Annotated in this window: 13 protein-coding genes and 2 tRNA genes; 6 read left to right on the top strand and 9 right to left on the bottom strand. The window is 56.1% G+C overall.

The features are described 5' to 3' along the window. Positions 1-13: 13 nt before the first annotated feature. From HEQ61_RS08335 to HEQ61_RS08315, 5 genes are all read right to left on the bottom strand, one after another. Positions 14-1621: a methyl-accepting chemotaxis protein gene (locus tag HEQ61_RS08335; protein ID WP_168020695.1), complete on the bottom strand. Its 1608-nt coding sequence runs from the start codon at positions 1619-1621 to the stop codon at positions 14-16. 160 nt (positions 1622-1781) lie between these two features. Beyond that, the gene (gene ppdK / locus HEQ61_RS08330) at positions 1782-4478 is read right to left on the bottom strand and encodes a pyruvate, phosphate dikinase (RefSeq protein WP_168020693.1); all 2697 of its coding nucleotides are present in this window, start codon (positions 4476-4478) and stop codon (positions 1782-1784) included. A 95-nt stretch (positions 4479-4573) separates the two neighbouring features. After that, positions 4574-6667 carry a glycine--tRNA ligase subunit beta gene (gene glyS, locus HEQ61_RS08325; RefSeq protein ID WP_168020691.1) on the bottom strand — a complete coding sequence of 698 codons (2094 nt, stop codon included), beginning with the start codon at positions 6665-6667 and terminating at the stop codon, positions 4574-4576. A 4-nt stretch (positions 6668-6671) separates the two neighbouring features. After that, positions 6672-7550, bottom strand: a complete 879-nt coding sequence (locus tag HEQ61_RS08320; protein ID WP_168020744.1) for a glycine--tRNA ligase subunit alpha — start codon at positions 7548-7550, stop codon at positions 6672-6674. Between the two features lie 136 nt (positions 7551-7686). Continuing rightward, positions 7687-8436 carry a tRNA1(Val) (adenine(37)-N6)-methyltransferase gene (locus tag HEQ61_RS08315; RefSeq protein WP_168020689.1) on the bottom strand — a complete coding sequence of 250 codons (750 nt, stop codon included), beginning with the start codon at positions 8434-8436 and terminating at the stop codon, positions 7687-7689. A gap of 167 nt (positions 8437-8603) precedes the next feature. On the opposite strand from HEQ61_RS08315, the gene HEQ61_RS08310 reads away from it, so the two are divergent. The 4 genes from HEQ61_RS08310 (at position 8604) to grxD (ending at position 10521) form a co-directional block, all read left to right on the top strand. After that, positions 8604-9635: a polyprenyl synthetase family protein gene (locus HEQ61_RS08310; RefSeq protein WP_415877254.1), complete on the top strand. Its 1032-nt coding sequence runs from the start codon at positions 8604-8606 to the stop codon at positions 9633-9635. A 96-nt stretch (positions 9636-9731) separates the two neighbouring features. Beyond that, positions 9732-9808 (top strand) — tRNA-Pro (locus HEQ61_RS08305). Positions 9809-9931: 123 nt separating this feature from the next. Then, a tRNA-Pro gene (locus tag HEQ61_RS08300) sits at positions 9932-10008 on the top strand. 177 nt (positions 10009-10185) lie between these two features. Then, a complete protein-coding gene (gene grxD / locus HEQ61_RS08295; protein ID WP_168020687.1) occupies positions 10186-10521 on the top strand; it encodes a Grx4 family monothiol glutaredoxin in 336 nt (111 codons plus the stop codon). A 115-nt stretch (positions 10522-10636) separates the two neighbouring features. Here grxD and rpsD read toward each other — a convergent pair whose 3' ends face one another. Both rpsD and HEQ61_RS08285 read right to left on the bottom strand, forming a co-directional pair. After that, positions 10637-11251 carry a 30S ribosomal protein S4 gene (rpsD, locus tag HEQ61_RS08290; RefSeq protein WP_168020685.1) on the bottom strand — a complete coding sequence of 205 codons (615 nt, stop codon included), beginning with the start codon at positions 11249-11251 and terminating at the stop codon, positions 10637-10639. Positions 11252-11420: 169 nt separating this feature from the next. Next, positions 11421-12356 carry a formate/nitrite transporter family protein gene (locus HEQ61_RS08285; protein ID WP_168020683.1) on the bottom strand — a complete coding sequence of 312 codons (936 nt, stop codon included), beginning with the start codon at positions 12354-12356 and terminating at the stop codon, positions 11421-11423. A 237-nt stretch (positions 12357-12593) separates the two neighbouring features. On the opposite strand from HEQ61_RS08285, the gene HEQ61_RS08280 reads away from it, so the two are divergent. Further along, positions 12594-13268, top strand: coding sequence for a hypothetical protein (locus tag HEQ61_RS08280; RefSeq protein WP_168020681.1), 675 nt, complete (start codon positions 12594-12596; stop codon positions 13266-13268). Positions 13269-13270: 2 nt separating this feature from the next. On the opposite strand, the gene HEQ61_RS08275 is transcribed toward HEQ61_RS08280, so the two are convergent. Together HEQ61_RS08275 and HEQ61_RS08270 are read right to left on the bottom strand one after the other, a co-directional pair. Continuing rightward, positions 13271-14161: an RNA methyltransferase gene (locus HEQ61_RS08275; RefSeq protein WP_168020679.1), complete on the bottom strand. Its 891-nt coding sequence runs from the start codon at positions 14159-14161 to the stop codon at positions 13271-13273. Continuing rightward, the gene (locus HEQ61_RS08270; protein ID WP_209315900.1) at positions 14154-14972 is read right to left on the bottom strand and encodes a DUF2927 domain-containing protein; all 819 of its coding nucleotides are present in this window, start codon (positions 14970-14972) and stop codon (positions 14154-14156) included. The genes HEQ61_RS08275 and HEQ61_RS08270 overlap by 8 nt, the downstream gene beginning before the upstream one ends. A gap of 175 nt (positions 14973-15147) precedes the next feature. On the opposite strand from HEQ61_RS08270, the gene HEQ61_RS08265 reads away from it, so the two are divergent. Continuing rightward, a complete protein-coding gene (locus HEQ61_RS08265; RefSeq protein WP_168020675.1) occupies positions 15148-15993 on the top strand; it encodes a type II CAAX prenyl endopeptidase Rce1 family protein in 846 nt (281 codons plus the stop codon). The last annotated feature ends 11 nt before the right edge of the window (positions 15994-16004 follow it).

Here is a 16004-nt window from a genome sequence, read left to right as displayed (position 1 = left end):
TAACAAAGGCTGGTTAATCCAGCTTGCGTGACAAGGCATTGAGAAGGGAAATGACGGCCCGGCTTGCCTCATGCAGTTCGTCAAGGTGCACAAGAGCGTTGTCGCGCTCTCCGGAATACCACGCCTGAAGCGCTTTCCGGGCTTCAGCATGAACAGTGGCGTGGGGCCCCTCCAGGGCAGCATACTCCGGAAGCGCCTTGATTCTTTGATCATTCAAGGCATCGTACCAACGCCCCAGGCGACAGCTATGGTGATCCGGAACGTCTGTGGGCTGCCACTCCCCATTGCCCATCAAAACATCAACAACCCGCTTCTTGAAAAGAATATGGTCAACGCGGGCCATTTCGCACAATCCTTGTGCTGATCCTTCGACGAACCACTCCTTGGCGCTTTTGCTGACAGCATCATTACTGGAGTGGATACTGTCTGCGACCTTTGTCACCAAGCTTACATTGTCACGCGACATTTCTGCAACGGCGGTAATACTGCGGGCAATTTCACCAGTTGCCTCCTTCTGCTGCCCCAGTATTGTATTGATCTCCTGCATTTGCCGTGCTGCCTCTGTCACCTGTGACGATACGGCGTGCATTTTCTCCTGGATGGACTCAATCGCAGAACGCCCCATGTCAACAGCACGCGTCGAACGCGCCATCGTTTCACGGATAGTTGTCATGCCAACACGCAAGGCATCAATACGACGGGTAATATCTTCCGTCGCCCGCGCTGTCTGATTGGCAAGCGTCTTCACTTCGTTTGCCACGACAGCAAAGCCCTTGCCCATCTCACCGGCACGGGCTGCCTCGATCGTAGCATTCAGGGCAAGCAGATTCGTCTGGCTTGCAATGGCCTCAATCACAACCAGAATTTCACCGATCTGCTCGGAAGCCGTCGACAGATCACTCACACTCAAGGCTGTTTGCTCAACGGCCCCCGCAATATCCCTGATCGCATTCCGTGCTCTTTCGACATCACTGACCCCTTCCCTGACCAAGGCGTCCGCGGCAGATGCCTCACCCGAGGCAGTGCCGCTGTTGCGGGCAATTTCCTCGACACTGGCCAGCAGTTCGGTCGCAGCAGAGGAAATAGCTTCACCCGAACTGCTGGTAATATGCGAGTTACGAGATAGTGACGCCAGAACAACGGCTGCATCATTGACATCAGCTGCTGTATCAGCCATCTGCCGCAGAATAAGAATGGAATGCGCATCCTTTGCTGCAGAAGGTATAGCCTGAACACTCTCGCTGCCTGAGGTCTCCATAAGATCAGGCACAACACGTCCATGCAGGCTACGGATCGCAGCATCACAACGGGATGTACGAAAACGGAACTGACGGGCAAGGGCAGACGAGGCCATGGACAAAAACATGGACGTAGCCAACCGATAAACCGGATCCTGCGGAAGATGCGGTTCGGGATACTCCGTCACACCAACCGACAACAGCCCATCCCAACGAGCGCGGAAGGACGACACACCCGAAGATCCATCCACCGCATCAGATGAAATATGGGCCAAAACAGCATCAGAAACCGCAGGTACAACACGCGCTGCATCCTGCAATCCGCGTTCTGTAACCCATGCCTCTGTACCCAATGTGCCTTTATGACTGGAAAGACTTGTCATATCAGGTGCCCGCTTTACTGCCACGCGCCAAGGTGCAGGTACAATACCCACCCGCAGAAATCACTGTGACACAGCGGAAACCAAGCGACAAACGGGACGTATGCCAGCTTGACTATTCCGCCAAGACAACACAGCACACCCTCTGGTCATGATCACCCCATCACGCCGTACTGTCTACAAGCTCCTTATGCCCGTTCCCTATACGACGACAGGCTGAACGTGCTGCAGCCAAGCGTGCGATGGGAACGCGATACGGAGAGCACGACACGTAGTCAAGTCCAATGCCCTCGAAAAAGTCTATCGAATCCGGATCGCCGCCGTGTTCACCACACACACCAACCTTCAACCCGGGATGAGCTGCACGCCCACGAACTGTTGCAATCTTGACAAGCTCACCCACTCCTTCGCAGTCAATCGATACGAATGGATCCTTGGCATAAACGCCATGACGATGATAGGCATCCATGAAGTGAGCTGCATCATCGCGCGAGATTCCCAGAGCAGTCTGGGTAAGATCATTGGTTCCAAAACTGAAGAATTCAGCATCATCAGCAAGATCACCTGCACGTAGAGCTGCGCGTGGCAGCTCTATCATGGTGCCAACCTTGTAAGGAATCGTCTTCCCACACCGGGCAAAGACATCCTTGGCAGCTTGATCAACAATCGCTTTTGTCAGCTCCAGTTCGCGACGGGTTGCAACAAGGGGAATCATCACTTCCACCATGGACGGTGCATCCTTGGGAGAAACCTCAACAGCAGCCTCAAAAATAGCCTGACACTGCATTGCATAAATTTCAGGGAAAGTAATCCCCAGACGACAGCCGCGATGCCCCAACATAGGATTGGACTCAGCCATCTGGGCAATGGCCTGGCGTACAGTACGCACGTCAACGCCCGCAGAGTCAGCTACCTCCTGAATATCGGCATCTGTATGGGGCAAAAACTCGTGCAGAGGTGGATCCAGCAAGCGTATCGTGACCGGAAGCCCGTGCATAATACGGAAGATCTCGATAAAATCAGCCCTCTGGTACAGACGCAGAAGATCCAGCGCCTGGCGTCGGCCATCCTCATCCCGGGCCAGGATCATCTGACGTACATGCACAATGCGTCCAGGCTCAAAGAACATATGTTCTGTACGACAGAGGCCAATCCCTTCAGCCCCGAAACTACGAGCCACGCGCGCGTCAGCAGGTGTTTCCGCATTGGCACGGACGCCCATACGGCGGATGCTGTCCGCCCACTCCATCAAAAGGGAAAAGTCTTTCCCCAGATCCGGACGAACCATGGGAACAGCTCCGTAAATAACCTGACCGGTCGAGCCATCCAGCGTCAGGATATCTCCCTCCCGGATTTCACGTCCCAACACAGTCATCACACGATCCGTGATATTGATCCGCACAGCTCCGGCCCCGGCAACGCAGGGACGCCCCATGCCACGGGCAACCACAGCCGCATGACTGGTCATCCCCCCACGGGATGTCAGAACACCTTCGGCCACATGCATACCGCCTATATCTTCCGGGCTGGTTTCAACACGCGCCAGAATAACTTTCTCCCCCCGGCGAACCCATGCCTCTGCATCGGCTGCGGTAAAAACCAGCTTACCCGAAGCAGCCCCGGGACTGGCCGGCAAGCCTGTTGTCAGAACATCACGGACAGCCCGTGGATCAAGCATCGGATGCAGAAGCTGGTCAACCTGCCCCGGATCAACCCGCATAACGGCTTCCTCACGCGTGATCAGCCCCTCACGTGCAAGATCAACCGCAATCTTCAAGGCAGCAGCAGGTGTACGCTTGCCTGTGCGGGTTTGCAGCATCCACAGCACCCCGCGCTGGACTGTAAACTCAATATCCTGCATGTCGCGATAATGCTTTTCCAGAATACGGCGTATCGCATCCAGCTGACGAAATACGTCTGGCATAAGCTCTTCCAAGGCAGGAAGATCAGATTGATTGGCCTGTTTTCCCCGAATTGTCAGATGCTGTGGCGTCCGGATGCCAGCCACGACATCCTCTCCTTGGGCGTTGACCAGATATTCTCCGAAAAACGTATCGTCACCGGTCGAGGGATCACGCGTAAAGGCAACACCGGTCGCACAGTCACTCCCCATGTTGCCAAACACCATAGCCTGCACATTGACAGCCGTTCCCCACGCTTCCGGAATATCATGCAAACGACGGTACGTTATGGCGCGCTGGTTCATCCAGCTGGAGAAGACGGCACCGATTGCGCCGCGTAGCTGATCGTACGGGTCATCCGGAAAAGGCGCGCCAGAGCGCTGCATAACCAATGCCTTATAGGAACCCAAGAGTTCCTTCCAGTCTCCTGCCTGAAGATCGGTATCAAGGACATACCCGCGATCAGCCTTGAGATCTTCCAGCAACTCCTCGAAATAATGGTGTCCAATCCCCAGAACGACATCGGAATACATCTGCACAAAACGGCGATAGCTGTCCCATGCGAAACGCGCATCGCCAGATGTCTCAATCAGACCAAGAACCGTATCGTCATTCAGACCAAGATTAAGAATGGTATCCATCATGCCGGGCATGGAAGCACGGGCCCCCGACCGAACCGACAACAGAAGCGGCTGCTTCCGGTCCCCGAAAGACACCCCCATAACCGAGGCAATATGGGCAACCCCTGCCTCGATCGCATCATCCAGGCCAGCAGGATACGTGCGACCATTGGCATAGTAAAACGTACACACATCAGTCGTAATGGTAAAACCGGGAGGAACCGGAAGCCCGATCACAGCCATCTCGGCCAGATTGGCACCCTTGCCGCCCAGCAGATCCTTCATGCCGGCACGTCCCTCGGTCCGTCCACCACCAAACACATAGACCCACTTGGACATCCTTGCGCCCCTTGTCCTGTCTGACTTCTTGTCTACCCGGTATGACACCCGGGCTTCACCTTGAACAAATGGCCGGGACAAGCCCGGCCACTTCTCTACACCACGGCCTCAGCAACCGGGCCACTTCCCTCGACCAATGCCAAGTCTGCAAGACCAACCGTTACCGCACCGACGGCTGACAAAAGTCGCAACCGATTGCGGCGTAAATCAGGATCAGAATCATTCACCGTCACATTCTCAAAGAAAGCATCAACCGGTCCACGCAATCCCGCAACCAAGACAGCCACCTTCTGGTAATCCTCGTCATCCAGAGCCTGATGAATTTCAGGTTCCGTCACCGACAACGCAGCAGCAAGGGCTTTTTCCTCATCCATAACCAAGGACCGAACATCAACAGGCCCGGTGTGCGGCCCGTCTTTCCGATCTTCTATACGGACAATGTTCATCGCACGCCGCCACGCAGCAAGCAGGTTGGCACCATCATCCGAACGCAACAAACCGGAAAGGGCTTCCACCCGCTTCACAAGCCTGACCAGATCATCCTCGTGACCAAGGGAGAGAACCGCTGACACCAAGTCATGCCGCAAGCCTTTCTCTCTGAGAAAAACCTTTAATCGTTCCGCAAAGAACGCCATCAGATCTGTGGCCAAGACATCCGACGACGCAACACGCGGCACACTGTAAGCATCCAGCGCCTTGAGGAATACAGCACGCAACGGCAGGCGCAAGCCATTCTCCAGAACAAGCCGAATAACCCCGAGAGCTGCCCTGCGCAGGGCAAACGGGTCTTTTGATCCGGTTGGTTTCTCGTCAATGCTCCAGAAGCCAGCCAAGGTATCAATCTTGTCCGACAAGGCAATGCATACCGAAACCGGAGCTGACGGGCAACGATCCGACGGACCCTGCGGGCTGTAATGCTCCGCAACGGCATCAGCCACAGCATCAGGCTCTCCGTCAGCCCGGGCATAATAACGCCCCATGACACCCTGTAGCTCGGGAAACTCACCGACCATACCCGTAGACAGATCAGCTTTGGCCAGAAGAGCTGCACGATCAACAAGAGCGCAGTCTACCCCCACATACCCGGCAATCATTGCAGCCAAGGAACGGATACGCCCTACCTTCTCCCACTCTGTGCCAAGACGGGCATGAAAAATCCGTTCCCGCAGCGTATCAACACGTGCCTCCAGACGGACCTTGCGATCCTGGTCCCAGAAAAAACGGGCATCTGACAACCGCGCGCGGAGAACACGCTCGTTACCAGCGATAATCTGCTGCCCTCCATCTTCTGTTTCGATATTGGAGACAACAATAAACCGTGGAGCAAGCGAACCATTATCCTGAACAGTGGAGAAATATTTCTGGTGTGCCCGCATGGACGTTGTCAGAACCTCGGCCGGCAGATCCATAAAGACATCTTCGATAGCCCCGCTCAGCACAACAGGCCATTCAACCAACCCCGTGACTTCCCGCAAAAGGGCGGCATCCTCTTTCAGGCGAACCCCGTGACGATTGGCCAGATCTGTGGCCGCAGCCTCGATCAAGGCAGAGCGGTGCGCCGGATCCAGAACAACCTTGGCGGCGGCCAGTTTCTCAAAATAGTCCGCAGGACCTGTAACCGAAAAAACGGCAGGCGCATGGAAGCGATGCCCCCGCGTTACGTTACCGGCAACGAGACCGGCAAAAGAGACTGGAACCACCTCGGCCCCGAAGAGACACAGAATAGAATGCAGCGGACGCACCCAGCGCTGCGGCCCAGTCCCCCAGCGCATCGACTTTGGCCACGGAAAAGAAGCCAAAGCTCCTTCAATAGCCTCTTTGAGGACCGATGACATAGGCCGCCCGCGGCTGCAAACAACAGCAAACAAAAACGTTCCCTTGGGCGTTTCACGCTTCTCGCATTGATCCAGAGTTACACCGTTGGCCGCCAGAAAACCCTGTATCGCCTTTTCCGGTGCATCAACACGCGGCCCGCGCCGCTCTTCCGAGACATCCGGCGTGGCCTCGAGCAGGCCATCAATAACCAGCGTCAACCGGCGTGGTGTCACGTATGTCCGGGGCTCCGGAGCAGAGAAGCCCGCTTTCTGCAGCCCGTCACAAACCAGACGCTCCAGGGCCTCAGCCGCAGTAGCCTGCATACGGGCCGGTATTTCCTCGGACAGAAGCTCAAGCAAAAGGGACTGCGCCATGATATCAGCCCTCCGCCGCAACAAGATGACCACGCGCTTTCAGCCACCCTTCGCAGCACGCCTTGGCTAAAGCCCGTACGCGACCAATGTAGGCCGCCCGTTCTGTTACAGAAATGACCCCGCGCGCATCCAGAAGGTTAAAGCGGTGGGATGCCTTGATGCACTGGTCATAGGCCGGCAACGGCAACCCGACAGCCAACAGGGACTGACACTCTTTTTCAGCGTCACGGAAGTGATTTAACAGCATGGTGGTATCGGCATACTCAAAGTTATGGGCTGAATATTCGACCTCGGCCTGGTGGAAAATGTCGCCATAGGTTACGCCAGCTCCATTGAAATCCAGGTCATAGACGTTCTCGACCCCCTGGATGTACATCGCCAAGCGCTCCAGACCGTACGTAATCTCGGCCGGAACCGGGTTACACTCGAAGCCGCCAACCTGCTGGAAGTAGGTAAACTGGGTCACCTCCATCCCGTCACACCACACTTCCCACCCCAGGCCCCAAGCCCCGAGCGTCGGGCTTTCCCAGTCATCCTCGACAAACCGGATGTCATGTTTCATAGGATCAATGCCCAGTGCCCGGAGAGAGTCCAGGTAAAGCTCCTGGATATTGTCCGGGGACGGCTTCATGATGACCTGAAACTGATAGTAATGCTGCAAGCGGTTGGGATTTTCGCCGTAGCGCCCATCCGTCGGACGGCGTGAAGGCTGAACATATGCGGCATTCCAAGGGTCTGGACCCAGAGCCCTCAAGGTTGTTGCGGGGTGAAAAGTCCCCGCACCCACCTCCATGTCATAGGGCTGAAGGATTGCGCAGCCGTGACCGGCCCAGAATTGCTGGAGGGTAAGAACAAGCTGCTGGAAACTGGGGGATTTGGACAAAGGGCCTAGTGCGGGCATACGACAAGGTTCCGGGGGGTACAATACCACAGGGTTGAAAGGAACCTGAAAACTACCTGCCCCGACACATACGGTCAAATCCCTTTTGAGACGGGGTCCATTCGCGCTTTCCCGCGTACTACGACAAGGCCATAGCCGTATCCACAGAAAGAGCATCACGCAGGACAGCCTGCGCCGCATCGGTAAAGTCACCGGAAGCATGGTGCAGGACCAGACCGGGCAAAAGACGCAACGGCGAACCGGACCCCTTGCGGGCACGGACCAACACCCTCTTTGCCTCCTGACCAACGCGGGGCCACAAGGGAATGATCTCCACTCCACCGGCACGCCCCTGCAAGGTTGCCAGCATTTCCCCCAGACGATCCATACGATGCACAACGACCAGCCACCCACCTGGCTTCAGGCAGCGCAGACAAAAGATAATCCAGTCCCGAAGGGGCACATCCTCCATGTGGGCATGCGCGCGCCCTGGATCGGAAGGAAAAGTACCCTGTCCGTGATACGGGGGATTGGAAATTACAACATCGAACGACGATCCGGGAACGGGGGCAGGTCTGCTGCGCAAATCTGCGCACAGGACGCTGCAGCGGTCCTCATACCCGTTGGCAAGAACCGACTGTCGCGCCAGATCGGCATGGGACGGAACAAGTTCAACACCACACAGGGAATCAACCGGCAGACGCGCCAACAAACACAAGGCCGCCGCCCCTGTTCCCATTCCTACATCCAGAACTTTCCCGCAGCCGGACCCGGGAACAGCCGCAGCCAGAAATAAAGGATCCAGCGCGACACGATAACCCTCCAAAGGCTGAAGAAGGCGCACACGCCCTCCCAGCAACTTATTCTCTTCCACCATTGCCTTTATCATTCTGGTTACCGTTTTATATCCTGACAAAGTGACCGGAAACCATCACCGGCATCAGACCGCACAAAAAGCATTTATGACCACAGAGGCATTGCTCCTTGACCGCAACAGCGCTGAAATCCTATGCTCCGGCGCACACTGTAACTCCTCCAGATTATTCAGGATTGGCCGTGACCAACCCACCAAACGCCGAAACAATAGCCTGTCCGCAGACGGGAGATACCAACGCCCTGGATGTGCTGAGCGACCTTGTTGCCGATGACATGAAACGCGTCAACGAGACAATTGTCCAGCGCATGCAAAGCCCGGTTGCCCTCATTCCCCAGCTGGCAGGCCATCTTGTTGCGGCCGGGGGCAAGCGTCTGCGCCCGATGCTGACCTTGGCAAGCGCGCGTCTGTGCGGCTATGAGGATGGAGAAGACCACGTTCGCCTGGCAACCTGCGTAGAGTTCATCCACACGGCCACACTGCTGCATGATGACGTGGTGGACGAAAGCATCCTCCGTCGTGGCCAGGCCAGCGCCAACGCCCTTTTTGGTAACAAGCCCAGCGTTCTGGTCGGGGACTTTCTGTTCTCCCGGGCCTTCGAGCTGATGGTCGAAGTTGGCAACCTGCCCGTCCTGGGCATCCTGTCCCGTGCCTCTGCCATCATTGCAGAAGGCGAAGTACAGCAGCTGATCACCACCAATGACATTGACACAACCGAGGAATCTTATTTGGCTGTCATCAGCGGCAAGACAGCAGAACTGTTTGCAGCCGCATGCAAGGTTGGCGCAGAGGTTGCCGGACGCACACATGCCGAGGCCAATGCTCTTTACGCATACGGCATGGCCTTGGGGCTGGCATTCCAGATCGTGGACGATTGCCTTGATTATTCTGCCAATCAGGAACGCCTGGGGAAAACCGTTGGCGATGATTTCCGTGAGGGCAAAATTACCCTGCCGGTTATCCTGGCCCTGCAACAGGCCAACAGTGACGAACGTGCATTCTGGAGCCGGACGCTCGGGGAGCTACAGCAGCATGACGGAGATCTGGAGCAGGCCATGGCGTTGATGAGACGCCATGGTGCCTTGGAAGCAACGGCGCAACGGGCCCGTGAATACGGCGAGCAGGCAAAGGAAACACTGAAGATTTTCCCGCCCTCCCCAATGCATCAAGCACTCCGCGATATTGTTGGCTTTTGCATCAGCCGGGCTTGGTAAAGGGAAATCTGCAACATGCAAACAATGATGCCTTGCTGCACTGTTCCGGTAAGGCTATAAGCACCTTCCTTGATAGCCTCAGGGATATACGGATAGCGGAGTGTAGCTCAGCCTGGTAGAGCACTGTCTTCGGGAGGCAGGGGCCGGAGGTTCGAATCCTCTCACTCCGACCATTTCAAAAGCACCGCCTTCAAGCGGTGCTTTTTTTGCAGAATAAGGGATATGCTCCCGGATAATTGTTCTTGCCAGGGAAATTCGGGAACGTTATAAGCACACGCCTTGGCGCTGCAATGTAACGGAGTGTAGCTCAGCTTGGTAGAGCACTGTCTTCGGGAGGCAGGGGCCGGAGGTTCGAATCCTCTCACTCCGACCAGATTACGGCCCCAAGCAGGGGGAAATCAGGGACTTTCCATCAACCTTTCTAATGCGGGCAACCCGAACAGGGGGAACGTATTGTTTACCCTGTTGACGGAACCGCCGCATCACCTCATATCCTTCACACCACATCTGTTTGGAAAACGGCGCAAATGCGCCAGACAAGGACGATATCATGTCAGATCATCCGATTTTCAAGGACATCCAGCGCGACATCGACGAGAACGCCGTCGTTCTGTTCATGAAAGGGTCCCCAAACTTTCCGCAGTGCGGTTTTTCCGCTGCTGTCGTTCAGGTTCTCAATCACTTCGGCGTTGATTTTAAAGGAATCAACGTTCTGGATAGCGATGAACTTCGTCAGGGAATCAAGGAGTTCAGCAACTGGCCGACCATTCCCCAGCTGTACATAAAGGGCGAATTCATCGGCGGCTGTGACATCGTGCGCGAAATGGCAACAAACGGCGAGCTGGTCAAAGTGCTCCAGGACAAGGGAATATCCGTCAATTCCTGATTCACATTGAACCGGGTTGCCGCAATACCAGCAGCGCCCGGTTTTCTTGTGGTCCCGCGCATAAAAAAAAGCCACCCTTCCGGGTGGCTTTTTTGCATCAAGTGGGTCGAATGCCTTAGCGGCTATAGAATTCGACCACCAGATTGGGCTCCATCTGCACCGGGTAAGGAACATCAGCCAGCTTCGGCGTACGAACAAACGTACCCTTCAGCGCTTTGGCGTCCACTTCCATGTACTCAGGAACATCACGCTCAGATGAAGCGACCGCTTCCATGACCAAAGCCATTTCACGGGACTTGTCACGGACGGACACAACGTCACCTTCACGGACCATATAGGACTGGATGTTGACCCGACGGCCATTCACGCGCACATGGCCGTGGTTGATGAACTGGCGCGACGCAAACACGGTCGGCACAAACTTCATACGGTACACAACGGCATCCAGACGACGCTCCAGAAGACCGATCAGGTTTTCGGAGGTATCTCCCTTGCGACGCACGGCTTCGGCGTAATACTTGCGGAACTGCTTCTCGCTGATATTACCGTAGTAGCCTTTCAGCTTTTGCTTGGCCATCAGCTGAGTGCCATAATCCGAAGGCTTCTTGCGACGCTGGCCATGCTGCCCCGGACCATACTCACGCTTGTTGATCGGAGACTTGGCGCGGCCCCAGAGGTTGACGCCAAGGCGGCGGTCTATCTTGTACTTTGCGGAATGACGCTTCGACATAACAGGTCGTTGCCCTTTTAAAATCTATACGTTGTTGTCCCGATAGTCCGGCCCCGGATACATACGAAACGGGCGGCGGGGCAAGGCATCCAAACCAAAAACCATGCCCACATTCTCGGAAATGGAGGCTGGCATTATCGCGATCGATATCGGGATGTCAAATGATGAATCAGCCGCAAGACCGGTTCCGGGCTGATCTGAACAGCTTCCAGTATACGCCACCCACAAAAACACCACCACCAATTATGTTGGCAAATGTCACGACACCAAGATTCTGCAGGGCGCTAACCACATCAATGTGGGGGCGGCTGTCCACGGCCAATTGTCCGATATCCATCCAGAAGGAATCAGGAGCTCCGTACTCGATCATCAACCCCATGGGAATAAAGTACATATTGGCTACACAGTGCTCTCCCCCTGCGGCGACAAAGCCGGCAATAGGCAACACAATCACCATAATCTTGTCAGCTACTGTACGACCTGCATTGGCCATCCAGACAGCCATACACACCATGATATTGCACAGAATGCCCAGAAAAAAAGCTTGGCTGGCTGGCAGAGATGCCTTCGCAGATGCAATATAAAGAGCATTTGCACCGACAACACCATGCCCCTGCATGTACTGTCCACCAAGGAAGATCAGACCGGCAAAGGCCACAGCACCGACAAAGTTGGAACACCACACCACTGTCCATGAACGCACCATATGCCCAAAACTCAGACGCCTGCTGGCAACAGGCATGGTTATCAGGCAATCACTGGTAAACAACTGACCGCCCCCCAGCATAACTAGGGAAAGCCCGACGGTAAAACAGATGCCTCCCAGCATTTTGGTAACCCCGTAGGGCAAGGCTGAATGCCGATCACCCGACATGACAACCGTGGCGAAAAGCACACCGACCCCGATAAAAATACCCGCCAGGATCCCTTGGATCATTTTTCCCGACAGACTGTTCACCGCTTTCTTGTATGCAAGGTCCTCGTTTTGCCGGGCGAGCAGGTCCGGAGGCAAGACATCAGGCGTCGAGTAGGATGAGGACAAAGGCACACAAGGGATCTGCTCATTGACAGCTGTGGGACTGACAGCCTGAACGGTGTGGTTCATGGAATACTCTCCGTGGAACACTCAAAAAGAGGGGTACAGCATGGAATGCTATACCCGGATTATTTTTGGGCATATTAATCCGGGCTGCGGGAAAGGAAACCTGCAGAACAAGCAATGCCCCCATGCGCCAAGCCGTGACCAGACGGACAACGGCTTGACACCCCGCTATGAGGACAAACCGGGGAAATGGTACTCTTTCAGCTCTATGCAGGCAGAACCGGGCGGCAGGGTACTTCCATGACACAGACAGCAGACTGCTATGGCGTTCACTGGACCGATGGTATTGCCTGGCTGCACCAGGGCGGCGAACCGACAACCTTGGCCGACAAACCAGCACAACAGGTACAGGGCATTGCCCGCGAAGACCGCTGTAATCACGCGATTCCGGTCCACGCCGTATCGGCTGCACAGCCACATAGGGAAATGCTGTCCACGGTCTGGAAAGACCTGATGTTTCAGGCCATGCTGCCTGTTCCCAAAACAGGCCCGGGGATCTGGTATTTTGACGTCGAGCTTCTCTACCCGACGCTGCTGTGCAAGCTCTCAAGCCCTGTCTTTGCGCCAATACGGGCCATGGCCAACATGACGCTGGAGCAAATTATCGATGCAATGGGCCAAAGCAACGTCCAACCCCTGCTTCTGACCGGGGTACGGGACCGCCATGCACAGCTGGTTGAACGCCTTGTAGCGGCAGCCCCGGCCCTGCCCCGCACCCTGATCCTGATCGGCAAGGCCGAGATGCCGCTTTCCCACTCGTTCAGCATGCTGCCCGATCTTCCCCTGCAAAACCTGATCCTGCCGCCATGGGAACAGCTTGGCGCCAATATCCTGCGCGATTACATGCTCGGCCGCCTGACCAGCGAGGGGGGCGCCGGCTATGGCGCCTCAGAAAGTAGCAGCGCTGCAACCTGACCCTATTCAGGCTCTGCATCACCTGCCCCGGAATGAAAGTCCGGTGGAGTGTTGCTTCCGTTGCTGTTGCGGGGCGGACGATCGGGACGACGCCCCCAGCGCAGCTCCCGCACGATGCCATGCAGAGTACGTACTTCCTGCGAACTCAGGCCATTGCGGGCAAAGATAGAACGAATATTCCGCACCATACCCGGACGCTTCTCGGGAACGCGTAAAAAGCCGCTGGCATCAAGCTCCCGCTCCAGATGCTGGTAAAGACCCGACAGTTCCTCTTGTGTCGCCAAGGAAGACTGCCGTTCAGGGGGGCGCTCGGACGGGGTTTCATCAAGGCCCGTAAACCATTCATACCCGACAAGCAAAACTGCCTGGGCCAAGTTCAGGGAACAAAACCACGGATTAAGGGGGATTTCCATGACAGCAGATGCCAGTGCAACATCGTCGTTCTCCAGCCCTGTCCGTTCCCGGCCAAATAAAATCCCGGCTGGCTGGGATGGCTGGGCTGCCAATGCCAGACGCATCTCAGCCCCGGCCTGACGCGGGGTTACAAGACGCTTCATCATGTCACGCCGCCGCGCTGTCGTTGCATAAACGTGTACAAGGTCAGCCACGGCATCTTCGGTCGAATCATAGATACGGGCCTGCTCCAGAACCGCATCGGCACCGGAAGACGCCGCCCGGGCCCGTTCCGTCAAATGATCAGGCCGGGGACGCACCAGACGCAAATCACCCAAGCCACAATTCCCCATGGCGCGAGCACAGGTCCCAATATTTTCTCCAAGCTGGGGCTCCACCAGGATAATGGCCGGCGTCACCCCCCGTGCAGCCGTTACATCCTTTGGCAACAAGGCCCTGCCGCGTTCCCGCCATCCAGCCTCGGCCGGAATATCACTCATGGTCGATCATTCCTCGTTGCTCCAATAATTCCGGTATCAATGGCAAAATATCATGCCGGGGCTGCCCGGGCACAAAAGCGGGGTCATAGACCAGCTCTGCCACCATGCGACCGGCAGGAAGAAATCCAAGCCCGTCAGGACGACTGCGGAATACATCAGATGCCGTGCGGGCATCAATCCCAAATCCTAGGGCCTTGGCCAAACCATGCCCCAGACATGTGGCACGCGCTGAACGCCCCACATCATCGCGAACCAGCAGAACAACATTGCTCAAGGCAGGCCCTTCTGCGCCCAGTACGGTACAACCACGGCGACGATCAGCCAGTTCAGCCGCATGGGTACGCGGGATCACATTCTGAAACGCCAGATCGGCCAAGGCTTGCTCTGGCAGAACCAGGATACGCAAGGAGGCATCGGACGGGTCTTCCAGAAGGCGACGAGAATCCTCTGTAACAGGCAAATTAACCACGGAAAGAGATAGACCACGAACGCTGTTCCACGCTGTGACATACTCCCGCAACGCCATAGTCCAGGGACGCTCGTCATCATCACGCCCCAGCGGCTGACCCCGTACACCTACAGTAACCGGGACCGTCCAGCGCCGAAGCACAGGCCCCTGCCCCGTCGGGCCCTGCTCCCCAAACCCGGAAAAGGCAACGGAATCAAAAAGCCGCACAACCTGTTCTGGCTCCGGTGATCCCTGATGACGGCCACCCACCGCCGAGAACCAGGCAAGGGCAAACATCGCGAGGACCAACCCCACCGTCAGGAACACCACATTCCGGAACATGATATAACCGGGAGAACGCATCACAGTACCACCTTTCTGCTGCCATCGCTGCAAGGTGAAGCAAAGACACGGCTGCATTCAAGACATCTGTGAGAATACCGGGACAGAATCCCCCTTGCGGGGTCAATCATTGATGGTAAAAGATTTCGATGCCCACGTATTTGTTCACCAGACCACAGCAAGGCACGATCTTTTGATGAACCTCATTCCATGGCTTTTTCTGTTTGCCGGTGCGGCGTTGCTATGGCTGCCCGACCGCTTCCGCCCGCTGTCATATGCCCTGCTGATTGCGGGCTATGGTGCAGCAACCCTGAACGGGCACCTTGACTTTCCGGCTCTGGTTCCTGTCCTTCTTCTGGGACTTAGCGCTGTATTGATTCAACGGGAACACTGGATCCGGGCCGCCGGCTTCGTCCTGTTTACACTCACAGCAACGGTCCTTGCCCTGCACAGGGCACCGGGATTCGAGAACCTTGAAGTCATCACGTCTGATGTGCTGTCAGAGGGAGCCGCCCCGGCAAGCCTGTGGCTGAACCTGGACAAGCCACTGGTCGGGTTCTGGCTCATGCTGTTCCTTCCCTGGTGCCTTGCCGGACCCCATACAAAACATCCCGTGATACAGACAGCTTTGGTCTTGGCTGGAACGGTATCCGTATGCCTGGGCCTCGGCTTTATCACCGACAGTATAACCTGGGCACCCAAATGGCCTGAATGGGGATGGCTGTGGGCACTGAACAATCTTCTTCTGGTTTCAATGGCCGAAGAGGCTTTCTTCAGAGGCTTTGTACAGGGAGGGATGGAACGCCTCTGGGGCCACAAACGGTACGGAAAAACACTGGCTCTGGTTCTTGCCGCGCTCTTGTTCGGGCTTGCCTACCACCGCGGTGGAATGGTCTGGATCAGCTTGGCAACTGTCGCCGGCATTGGCTATGGCCTGGCATGGCGTGCGGGGGGATTACGGTCTGCTGTGGTCACTCACTTTGGCCTGAACCTCATCCACTTTAGCTTGTTTACCTATCCCATCCTGGCGAGTGCCACCTGAAACCTGGTCGA

The organism is Haematospirillum sp. H4485, from assembly GCF_012102745.1.
GTDB lineage: Bacteria > Pseudomonadota > Alphaproteobacteria > Rhodospirillales > Rhodospirillaceae > Haematospirillum.
Note: the sequence above shows the minus strand (reverse complement) of the source record. Positions and strands in the feature narration are given on the sequence as shown.

What these genes read in the sequence shown, in the direction of transcription:
- HEQ61_RS08280 (WP_168020681.1), top strand. Translation starts at nt 12,594, where the DNA reads ATGACACAGACAGCAGACTGCTATGGCGTTCACTGGACCGATGGTATT.
- rpsD (WP_168020685.1), bottom strand. Translation starts at nt 11,251, where the DNA reads ATGTCGAAGCGTCATTCCGCAAAGTACAAGATAGACCGCCGCCTTGGC.
- HEQ61_RS08285 (WP_168020683.1), bottom strand. Translation starts at nt 12,356, where the DNA reads ATGAACCACACCGTTCAGGCTGTCAGTCCCACAGCTGTCAATGAGCAG.
- glyS (WP_168020691.1), bottom strand. Translation starts at nt 6,667, where the DNA reads ATGGCGCAGTCCCTTTTGCTTGAGCTTCTGTCCGAGGAAATACCGGCC.
- ppdK (WP_168020693.1), bottom strand. Translation starts at nt 4,478, where the DNA reads ATGTCCAAGTGGGTCTATGTGTTTGGTGGTGGACGGACCGAGGGACGT.
- HEQ61_RS08315 (WP_168020689.1), bottom strand. Translation starts at nt 8,436, where the DNA reads ATGATAAAGGCAATGGTGGAAGAGAATAAGTTGCTGGGAGGGCGTGTG.
- HEQ61_RS08275 (WP_168020679.1), bottom strand. Translation starts at nt 14,161, where the DNA reads ATGAGTGATATTCCGGCCGAGGCTGGATGGCGGGAACGCGGCAGGGCC.
- grxD (WP_168020687.1), top strand. Translation starts at nt 10,186, where the DNA reads ATGTCAGATCATCCGATTTTCAAGGACATCCAGCGCGACATCGACGAG.
- HEQ61_RS08265 (WP_168020675.1), top strand. Translation starts at nt 15,148, where the DNA reads ATGAACCTCATTCCATGGCTTTTTCTGTTTGCCGGTGCGGCGTTGCTA.
- HEQ61_RS08270 (WP_209315900.1), bottom strand. Translation starts at nt 14,972, where the DNA reads ATGCGTTCTCCCGGTTATATCATGTTCCGGAATGTGGTGTTCCTGACG.
- HEQ61_RS08335 (WP_168020695.1), bottom strand. Translation starts at nt 1,621, where the DNA reads ATGACAAGTCTTTCCAGTCATAAAGGCACATTGGGTACAGAGGCATGG.